The following is a 9,922-nucleotide window of genomic DNA, read 5'->3' as shown; positions in this document are numbered from 1 at the left end:
AGAATCACAGGTGCGCATGGTTGAGGACTTTCTGCTCGGCGAGCCGAACTGAGCGAGCAGCGGGTGGGGTGGCGTCGTGGCAGCGACGGCACAAGCCTGGGTGGGTGTCCAAGGTGGCTTGCTTGGGTGTGCGCGATGAAGTATCGCCAGCCGCCACCGGCGATCCTGGTCTCGGGCCTGGCTCAGCGCTGCGCGTCAGCACGACTTTGGCGCGCGCCGGGTGACTTCTTCCATGGCGCATCGGCAGGAAATGGCTGGCAATTCGCCTGCGGCTAGCCCGAATGCTCCCGCGGCGACGCGCCTCGCGCTTGACCCCGGCGAGCAGCCGCAAGCGGCGACAGGCGATGCCTATCAGCTTTTGCGAATGATTCGCGAGTGGCATCGAGCGCTCGTTCGCAGCAAAGACCAGGCGCAGTTGCTCGGCGCCGTTTGCCGGGTCGTTGTCGAGACGGGTTGCTTTGACTTTGCCGGCGTCGTTTGCCTGGACGAAGATGCGGGGCCGGCCTTGCGTTTGCTGGCGCATTCCGGCCGGATCGGTGAGTGCGTGGAAGACGCTTTGCCGACTGGCGCTGACGCCTGGCAGCGCGCTGCCGGTACCGCCATCCGCACGCGCCGGCCGTGTCTGCTGGACGAATTGGCGGCTCAGGCGGCTCAGACTGTCTTCCCGGACGAGTTTGAGGGCGACCGTGTGCGAGCACTTTGTGCGTTGCCGCTGCGTGATCAGGACGGATGCTTCGGGGCATTGCTCGTCGGCGCGTGTGCAGCGGGCGCCTTCGCTCCTTTGGTGGTTGCTCTGCTCGACGAGTTGAGCGAAGGACTTGCTTTCGGTCTCGCCACACAGCGGCAGCGCGGCTCGGGTGAAAGCTGCGGCAAAGCGCTCGGGTTGGATGAGGGGCATGCGGGTCTGCTCTTTGACAGCAATCCAAGGCCAATGTGGATTTTCGACGTGCAGACGCTTGCCTTCATGGCGGTCAACGACGCCGCGCTTGCCGTCTATGGCTACACGCGCGAAGAGTTCCTGGCGATTACCATCCATGACGTGTGCCCACCGGATCAGACGCCGCTGCTCAGCGATGACATCATTGGCGTCGAGGAGGGAGTCGGCGATCGCGGCGTCTGGCAGCACGTCAGGAAGGGCGGAAGCCGGCTCGAGGTCGAAGTGACCGCACGCAGAATATCGTTTCGCGGGCGCCCAGCGGAGCTCGCTCTGGTCGATGACATCACCGCGCGGCGCCGTACGGAAGCCGCCCTGATCCAGAGCGAAATCAACTATCGGCAACTTGTCGAGAATGCGAACAGCATCATTCTGCGCTGGACGCCGCAGGGTAAGATTACCTTCATCAACGACTTCGGGTTGAGGTTCTTCGGCTACGCGTCCGAGGACCTCATCGGTCGGCACGTCGTCGGGACGATCGTGCCGGCGGATAGGCCAGGGGGTCAGGACCTGTGTGCGCTGATGAGCGAAATCTGTCGTGACCCGGCGAGATTCGAGCATAACGTCAATCAGAATATGCGTTCGAACGGCGAACGCGTGTGGGTTGCGTGGACGAATAGAGCCGTACTCGACGAGCAAGGGAGGGTGAGCGAGCTATTCAGCGTCGGTGCCGACATCAGCGCGCGCAAGTTCGCCGAAGACCGCTTGGCGGAAAGCGAGGCGCGCTATTTCAGCCTCTTCGAGACGGCACCGGACGCGATCGTGATTCTCGACCGGCAGACGCAGAAAGTCCTCAACGTGAATCGGGCGGCTTGCCGGCTTTACGGTTACACGCGCGAGGAATTCAAGCGCCTGGCGCCGGAGGATGTGCCAGCACGCGTGGAGAGAATAATCACCACGGGCAGCGTCGAAGAAAGCACCGCGCCGATCTATGCGCGCTGGGAAAAAAAGAAGGACGGCACCATCTTCCTGGTCGAGATCGAGACCGGCTTCTTCGAACAGGGTGGTCGGGAAGCGGTGGTGGTTTTCATTCGTGACGTCACCGAGCAGAAGCGTGCCGAAGAGGCTCTGCGCTTGACCCAGTTTTCGGTTGATCATAGCAGCGAAGCAGCGTATTGGATGAGTGCCGACGGTCGACTGATCTATGTAAACCAGGCGGCTTGTGAGGCAATCGGCTACGCGCGCGAGGAACTGCTGCAAATGTCGGTGTGTGATATCGATCCGCTCTTTCCGCGCGAGCGCTGGTCCGCGCATTGGCGAGAACTCAGGGAGCGGCGCCACATGGTATTCGAATCGACTCATCGGAAGCGCGACGGCAATGCCTTTCCGGTCGAGATCAGGGCCAACCTGATCGAGTTTGGCGGCAAGGAGTACAACTGCGCGCTGGCGCGCGACATCAGCGAACGCAAGCGTGCGGAAGCACAGCTTCGCAGATACCGCGAGCACCTGGAGGAATTGGTCGCCGAGCGAACCAATGAATTGCTGTGCGCGAATCGCGAGCTGCGGCAGGCCATGGCGCAACTGGTTCAGGCGGAGAAACTGGCCGCGCTCGGCAGCCTGGTTGCCGGTGTGGCGCACGAGCTGAATACTCCCCTCGGTAACAGTCGCGTTGTAGCCAGCTTGTTGGGCGAGCAGATCCACGAACTGGCCAGCGCATTCGAGCAGGGGGCTCTGCGCCGATCGCAGGTCGAAGGATTCCTTCTGCGGGGACAGGAAGCTGTCGACCTGCTCGAAAGGAACGCCGCGCGCGCAGCCGACTTGATCAGCCAGTTCAAGCAGGTGGCAGTCGACCAGAGCAGCATGCGGCGCCGCTCGTTCGATCTGCGCCAGACGGTCGACGACATTCTCGTCGCTTTACGCCCGAGCTTGAAACGGACGCAGCACCGGGTCGATGTCGACATTCCCTATGGCCTCGAACTCGACAGCTATCCGGGACCGCTGGAGCAAATCATCGTCAATCTCGTCGAAAACGCACTTGCTCACGGTTTGGCCGCCCAGGGTGCGGGGAGGGTGGCCTTGCACGCTTACGCTCTCGACCCCGCACGGTTTGTCCTGCGCGTCTCCGACAACGGGGTGGGGATCGACGCGCCGATCCTCAAACGGGTCTTTGAACCCTTCTTCACGACGCGTCTCGGACAGGGCGGTAGCGGATTGGGTCTCTATATCGTCTATAACCTGGTGAGCGGCGTCCTTGGCGGCAGCATCGACGTCGAAAGCACGCCGGGGCAGGGAACGACCTTCATCGTCGTCCTCCCGCGTCGAGCCCCGGAAGCGTCGGTTGATGAGCACGCGCTGTCCAGAGACTAGCCGATCAGGTCAAATCGCTCGAGTGCGCTTTGCTCACTGATCCGGGCAAGGGGGACCCGGCCTTTCACGCAACGCACTCTGCGTAAGGGAAAACGCGATCACCTCAAACCGCTGTTTCCTTACTCACCAGGGCGTGCGCTCAATCGAGCGAACAGGTGTATGCCATATCCAACCATGGCCCTAATCTTCCGACTGTTCGACAGCAGTCCCGGTGGATCGGGCGATGTTGCGCGACGACCAATCGGAGCGCATTGAGCAACTCCTGCCTGGCACGGCGACCGACCGTGGCGTCAAGGCGAAAGACAAGCGGCGCTTCGTCCAAGTCGTGCCATGGATCAGGCGAACCGGCAGCACGTGGCGCGACTTGCCCTCGTCGCGACCATCACTGCGCAGGACGGGCAAGCGCTTATCCCGCCGCGTTCCGATCGGCTTACGCCGCGTCCCTTTGCTCGGCGAGCCGACGCCAGTCGCTGTCTGATCGAACGTTTCTTCAATCGCATCAAGCCATTCCATCAGGGGTCTGGCGGGACCAGCGCGCCTAGCGCAGCAGACGGCTGCGCAGATAAGCCGGCCATTGAGCAGCCGGATCGAGGCGGACGTAGGCTCTTCCGGATAGTCCCGGGGTGATCTGCGCGCGGTACCTGGCCAGCAGTTCGCGATTGATCTGGGCAGTGCCGCGCAAAGTTCGCGGCGCTCGTTGGCTGCTCACGCCGACCGCTTCCTCGACCGAGGAAACCTGAGCCGGGACGACATAGTGTGGCGTTGGCTCGAGCAACAGGCGAACGTCGCTGCCGATCGAGATCTTCCCGGCGAAACGCTCTGGCAGCGAGAGGCTGACCCAGACCTCGTCGGGGTCGACCAGCGTCAGCACCTTCGCTCCGGCCGGCAGCATGTCGCCCGGTGCTGCCTGGGTGGCGCTGACCCGCCCAGCGCGCGTTGCTTGCAGAACGCTGTCGGCGGCATCGCCTTTCAAGGGCAGCGTGTCCATGCGGGCAACAATCTGTCCCGCTCGGACCTGGTCGCCCGGCTTGACCAGGAGGTCGAGCAGGCGGCCCGGCAAACGGGTTGTCACGCTGAACTCGACGGCTTCCGTTCGTCCGTCGCCTTCGGCAAAGCCGCTTGGCGATACGTGAACTTGCGACCGGTAGGCAGCGTAGCCGCCGGCGGTGAGAACGATCGCCGCAATGATGGTGAAGAAGAAAGCACGTTGTGGGGGGCGGCTGGTCATCGTCCGGTTCTTCCAGATGCGTCGCAATGGGCGACGTTGACAAGGAAAGGCCGCGCTGTATCGTGCCGCCGAGCGCTACCTCATCGGATCCTATAGACGCGGATTATACCTCAAGAAGGTAGAGTGGGCTTTGCATCACGCATTCGGCAGATAGAAGGTGTGTGATTACTTGCAGCATTAGCTCCTGTCGCTGGGCGGTGTCGTTTGCGCCGCATCGGGGTCTGCATGAGTGGGTGGCGAGCGCTCCGCTCCGCTGCGGGTCGTGCCGGGCAACAACTCAAGACTCGTTGGGTACGCCGAAGAGCAATGCCGTCGCCGACAGACCGTCCTTCGCTTCGGCGAGGATTTGGGCGGCGCAGGCTGGATCGAGGCCGGTCGTTTCCCAGGCAAACGGGTCGATGTGCGCGAGGAGAGTCGGGCTGTCCAGCGAGCTGCTGCGCAGCAGATCGAGCATTCCGGCAATGTTGAGCAGCGACGCTTCGAGGGCGTGCGCCTGCGCCTTGCGCGGCTCGTTCTGGCAACGAATCGCCTCGCCAAAACACTGGGGGAGCTGCCAGCAGTCAGTCAGTGTGCCACCGACCTCAGCATAATCGCAGCCGATCAGCGCCCGCTCTGCCTCGGCCAACTGCCAGGGAGTAGCACGTGTCTGTTCGAGCGCCTGAGCTGCGAGTTTCGGTGCCTTCAGGTAAATGATCAGGTGGCCCAGGTCGCTGAGCAGGGCTTCGGTAAATACCCGGCCCAGATCGACCAGTTGCCCGTGACGTGCCAGAGCAGTTGCTGCGAGCGAGCGAAAAATACTGCCCCGCCAGAAACGGGCGACATCCATCAGCTCAGGTCGGATTCTCTGGAAGGTTCCGACCACGGCGGTGGCGAGAACCAGGTCATGCACATGCAACATGCCAAGCAGCGAAACGGCTCGCGCCAGCGAGTCTATGCGGCCGCTGAAGCCCCAGAACGCGCTGTTGATCAGCTTCAGTATTCTGGCGCTGACTCCCGGGTCGGCGGAGATAACACGTGCGAGGTCGATGGTGGTTGCCCGTGGATCGTCGACGACCTGCTTCACGCGGGCAAAGACCTCCGGCAAAGTGACCAGCGTTACGTTGGAAGCAACGAGTTGTTCGGCAGTCGGCATGGCAATCGGGCGCTTTCGGCAAGAGGGCGGGCTGGCGGCTGGATGAATGCGGTCAGAGCATACACGACGGGCTGTCCGGCGGGTGGCGTTCTACGCTTGCCAGATCGTGACACGGTTGCGGCCGCCTTCCTTGGACTGGTATAGCGCCGAGTCGGCACGGTCGATCAACTCGGCCGGGTCGTGCATGTCGGCTGCCAGCGCGGCCAGGCCAAAGCTCGATGTGATCTGCAGTCCTTCGGTCGTGCGCACAGACGTTCCAGCATGCAGTTCGACTTCCGAGCGCAGACGGGCGGCGATTTCGGCAGCCTGGGCAAGGGTTGTTTCCGGCAGAATGATGCAGAACTCCTCGCCGCCGTAGCGGCAGAGGAGGTCGTGCTGGCGCAGGACTGCCTGCAGCGTGCGCACCAGAGCGCGGATCACCTCGTCGCCGACGGCGTGGCCGTAACGGTCATTGAAGCGCTTGAAGTGGTCGATGTCGCACATGATGCAGCACAGGTTCTTGCCCTGCTTGCGCGAAGTAAGGAACAGCCCCTCGAGAACTTCGAAGAAGGCGCGTCGGTTGAGGCAGCCGGTCAGCGGGTCGCGGCTTGCGAGCTGGTGCAGTTCGATGTTCTGTTGGCGAATCTGCTCGCGTGAAGCCTCAAGTTCGACCAGCGTCTGGCGCAGTTCTTCGTTGATCCGGTGCACTTGCGTGACGTTGTCGACGGAGACCAGGCAACCGCGCACGAGGCCCTTCGGATCGACGATCGGCGATGCCTGGACGATGAGCTTCAGCGCGTCGCCGGCGGGTTGTTGCAAGTCGCAGATGACGCCGCTTTGCGTGCAGTTCTCGCGCATCGCGCGCTCCCAGGGCAGGGTCTCCACGTCCGTTCCGAGGCACTCGCACAGCCAGCGTTGTTCGTTGATTGGCCGTCCGATCAGATTCAGCGCTGCCGCCGGGTGCAAGGCATTGAACGTCTTGTTGGTGAGCATCAGCCGCCGATCGCGATCGACGATGGCGATACCGTCGGTCAGCGTGTCGAAGGCTTGGCGAACGCGCTCGGGTACGGCCGTCGTCGGGTCCAGGTACTGCAGCGCACGCCGCATGTACAGATAGAAGCCGATATAGGCGAAAAACGTCAAAACAAGCATCAGAACGACCGTCGGGTAACGCAGCCAGCCCAGAAAAGTAGTCGGCACGATCGGCTGGAAGGCGATCTCGACCTGGCCCCATGGCTGGCGACCGGCGAAAATGGGTACCTGCACGTGGTCGAGCAGCGATCGCTCCTCGTGCAGGGGATGCCAGTGCCGCGCGTGTTCGCCAACGGCGACGAAAATCTGCCCATCACTCAGGCGGAAGGCAAGCGACAGAACGTCCGGGTCACCTGCACGAAAATCCTCGTAGGCGCGCGCCAGCGGTAGCGGGTCGCCACTGGGCAGCAGCGCAGCAGTCTGGATGGCTACCGCCTGACTGCTGCGGTGACGAACTTCACGCGCCATCCGGAGGTGATCGGGGACCAGACCGACGAAATCGACGATCAGGAGCAGCATCAGGACGAGCGAAGTGAGGCCGAGACTGATTCGCGCTACCGGAGTGATGCGCGGTGCTCTCATCGCTTGATCATCCGAGCACAGCCTCTGCGCTGTGCAGCTGAGGTTGATAGCTGCCGACTGCTTGTGCCGGAGCGTCGTCGTCGTCCAGCCAGTCGCCGGGCCGGCCGGGTCCGGCCTTGTCGGGCAGAATCGGCAAGGGATCCAGTTGGCGCCAGGCGGGAACGGCGGTAATCAGGCTGGCCATCAGACCGCCGACGCGCAGAGCCCACCAGACGGCACCCACCGAAAATGCGACGCCGACGGTACGGGCGGCGTCGAGGCCGACCTCGAAAGGCTCGGTATGGTTCGGCTGGTCGGGCGCAGCCGGTCGCGCAGCGGTGAAATCTTCGGCGGCGCCACGGCGATCTCCGCTCATGCTGGTGTAGCGCAAGGTTTCGATCTGAAACTGCTGGAGCAGACGTTCGGGCACCTGCGCGAAGCTGGTATCGGAGGAAGCCACGGCGGCGGCGCTGGTGATCTCGGGGAGGGCTGTCCTGAGCAGCGGCGAATCAAGCAACGGCGTTGACCAGGGCTGGCTGAGCAAGGCTGCCTCGAGCGACATTGCCGGTGGGACCATCGTTTCCGTGAAGGGCTGAGCCGTTGATGTGCTCTCCGCCGGGTCAGCCTGCCCGCCGGTTGCGCCAGCGGGACTCGCCGTCGTGCCTGTGCTCTTCGTCGCACTGTTGCCCGTGGCGCCGCTCGGATTGGTCGACGATCCGGTACCCGAGCCCGTTCCTGAGGAAGTGTCGAGATAGGGGTTGAGGCGAACCGAAACGGTAACCGGCGCCGAGGTAAACCGCCCATCGCTGACCGACACTTCAAACGCTGGTGCGCTCCCGCTTACCTGGTGGACGAAGCGCACGCTGCCGGCAAGCAGATCGCCTTCGCTGAAGGACGCGATCGAAATACCCGGTTCCGTGGCAAGTTCGAAGTGGCCTCCCTGCACGTTAGCGAGCATGAAGCGAAGGTTGGCGCCGACGCTGTCGCGGTCACTGGCCGCAAGCAGCCCCGGCGTCATCGTTACCGAACCACCGACGTCGACCGTCGGCTGCTGGGCAAGCAGAGTCGGGGCGTTGTCGTTGGCGTCGGTGACCCGGACGAGCGCTTCGAGGCTGGACGATTCGCCGTCAGGCATCTGTGCAGTCACGACAATACGGTACTCGCGCGTGTCTTCGTAGTCCAGCGCGTTGGCCGCCACGAGACGGATGACGCCGGTCTGTGGATCGACGGCAAAGCGCCCGTCACCGTCGGCGGCCAGGCTGTAGCGCGGCATGTTGACCGACTCGTGGTGCTCGGCGAACGCCGTGAGGCCAACGGCCGTGCCGGGAAGTGCATCCTCCGGAATCTCCTCGGGCTGCGGATCCACGTCTACGACCGGGCTGATCCCGGGCTCGCTGAGATCGAAGACGGTCACCGAAATCGCCTGCGTGGCAGCACCGCCAGCGCCGTCGGACACGGCGACCCGGACCTCGTAGATGCCGTTCGCGTCGGCGTCGCCGGGTTGTTCGAAGTTCGCTGCAGAGGTGAAGCGCAGTTGATTAGCGACGATTTCGAAACGGGCGGCGTCTACACCTCCGGCGATCGAAAAGGTGAATGTTTGGCGCGGCAGATCAGCATCAGTGGCACTTAGCGCGACGACCATGCTTGTGTTCTCAGCCACGCTGGGGTTGGCGGTCGAGGTAATCAGCGGGTCGTGGTCATTGACCGGCGTGATAGCGATGTTCACCGTCGCCTCGCTGCTCTGGCCGTCGTCATCGCTCAGGCGATAGGTGAAGCTGTCGACGAAGTTTTCGCTACCATCGTGCGTGTAGACGAAGCTGCCGTCGGCAATGAGAACGAATCCGGCGGCATGCGCCGGGCCGGCGAGCAAGCTGACGCTGATCGGGGAGTCGCTCAGACCCTGGTCGTTGGCGGTGACGCTGCTGGCGCCGCCAAGCAGAGAGGTGGCGCTGCCACCCTCGGCGACGCGAATGCTGTCGGAATTGGCCAGGGGTGCGCCGTCGTCGACCGGGATGACGTCGATGGTGATCGTCCGCGCGCCTGGGTCGAGATCAACGCCACCATCAACGCTGCCACCATCGTCCTGAACCTGGAAGCTGAAGCTGGCATAAGCCACGCCGTGCGCGTTGGCGAACGGCGTGAACTGCAGTGCGCCGGCGCCAATCGCGGCGGCGCTGACGAACTGGCCAGCGGCGACTGCAGTGCCAGCGAGCGTCAGGTTCCCCACGTCAGGCAGCGTCGCTATCCGGACGTTGGCCAGCGCGTTACCGGGGTCGTCGAGCGTGTCCCGGAAGCCGAAGTCGCTGGGGTTGAACACGTAAGCGCTGTCTTCCAGCGTGGCGACGATCGCATCGGTGCCCGTGGGCGCGTCGTTGACGTTGGTGACGGCGCTCGTTGCAGCGGAGGGGATAGACTCGAGCGTTCCCTGGCTGTCGGTATAGCTGGCGACGACGCGCAGGATCTGGCCGACGTCGGCCTGCGTCGTGGTGTAGGTGTTGCCGGTGGCGCCGGCGATGTCGACGCCGGTACGCTGCCACTGGTAGCTGATCGCGCCGAGGCCGTCGGCGTCGGCGAGCGTGTTGCTGGCGGTGAGCGTCTGGCCTTGGGCTGGCGTCGTGTCGTCGATGGTGACGCTGCCGGTGGGCGCGTCGTTGAGGTTGGTGACGGCTCCCGTTGCGGCGGACGGGACCGACTCGAGCGTCCCCTGGCCGTCGGTGTAGCTGGCGACGACGCGCAGAATCTGGCCGAC

The 9,922-nt window shown here is 63.8% G+C and carries 6 protein-coding genes; 2 read left to right on the top strand and 4 right to left on the bottom strand.

Annotated elements, in window-relative coordinates; all coding sequences use genetic code 11:
- Positions 1-220: 220 nt before the first annotated feature.
- On the top strand, positions 221-3,241 hold the full coding sequence (locus RKP46_RS00920) for a PAS domain S-box protein (protein ID WP_311104891.1): 3,021 nt from the start codon (positions 221-223) through the stop codon (positions 3,239-3,241).
- Between the two features lie 223 nt (positions 3,242-3,464).
- Positions 3,465-3,719 carry a transposase gene (locus RKP46_RS20140; RefSeq protein ID WP_409194085.1) on the top strand — a complete coding sequence of 85 codons (255 nt, stop codon included), beginning with the start codon at positions 3,465-3,467 and terminating at the stop codon, positions 3,717-3,719.
- Positions 3,720-3,779: 60 nt separating this feature from the next.
- Here the strand turns inward: RKP46_RS20140 and RKP46_RS00915 are convergent, their stop codons facing one another.
- The 4 genes from RKP46_RS00915 to RKP46_RS00900 form a co-directional block, all read right to left on the bottom strand.
- Positions 3,780-4,469, bottom strand: coding sequence for an HlyD family secretion protein (locus RKP46_RS00915; protein WP_311104890.1), 690 nt, complete (start codon positions 4,467-4,469; stop codon positions 3,780-3,782).
- Between the two features lie 277 nt (positions 4,470-4,746).
- Positions 4,747-5,601, bottom strand: coding sequence for an HDOD domain-containing protein (locus tag RKP46_RS00910; protein ID WP_311104889.1), 855 nt, complete (start codon positions 5,599-5,601; stop codon positions 4,747-4,749).
- A 90-nt stretch (positions 5,602-5,691) separates the two neighbouring features.
- Positions 5,692-7,194, bottom strand: coding sequence for a diguanylate cyclase (locus RKP46_RS00905; RefSeq protein ID WP_311104888.1), 1,503 nt, complete (start codon positions 7,192-7,194; stop codon positions 5,692-5,694).
- A gap of 7 nt (positions 7,195-7,201) precedes the next feature.
- Positions 7,202-9,922, bottom strand: a 2,721-nt coding sequence (locus RKP46_RS00900) for an Ig-like domain-containing protein (protein WP_311104887.1), incomplete at its 5' end; no start/stop codon positions are given.

Origin of the sequence: Accumulibacter sp., assembly GCF_031732815.1 — a bacterium.
Taxonomy (GTDB): Bacteria; Pseudomonadota; Gammaproteobacteria; order Burkholderiales; family Rhodocyclaceae; genus Accumulibacter.
Note: the sequence above shows the minus strand (reverse complement) of the source record. Positions and strands in the feature narration are given on the sequence as shown.

Coding starts and splice junctions, on each gene's coding strand:
- RKP46_RS00910 (WP_311104889.1), bottom strand. CDS start 5,601: ATGCCGACTGCCGAACAACTCGTTGCTTCCAACGTAACGCTGGTCACT.
- RKP46_RS20140 (WP_409194085.1), top strand. CDS start 3,465: ATGTTGCGCGACGACCAATCGGAGCGCATTGAGCAACTCCTGCCTGGC.
- RKP46_RS00915 (WP_311104890.1), bottom strand. CDS start 4,469: ATGACCAGCCGCCCCCCACAACGTGCTTTCTTCTTCACCATCATTGCG.
- RKP46_RS00905 (WP_311104888.1), bottom strand. CDS start 7,194: ATGAGAGCACCGCGCATCACTCCGGTAGCGCGAATCAGTCTCGGCCTC.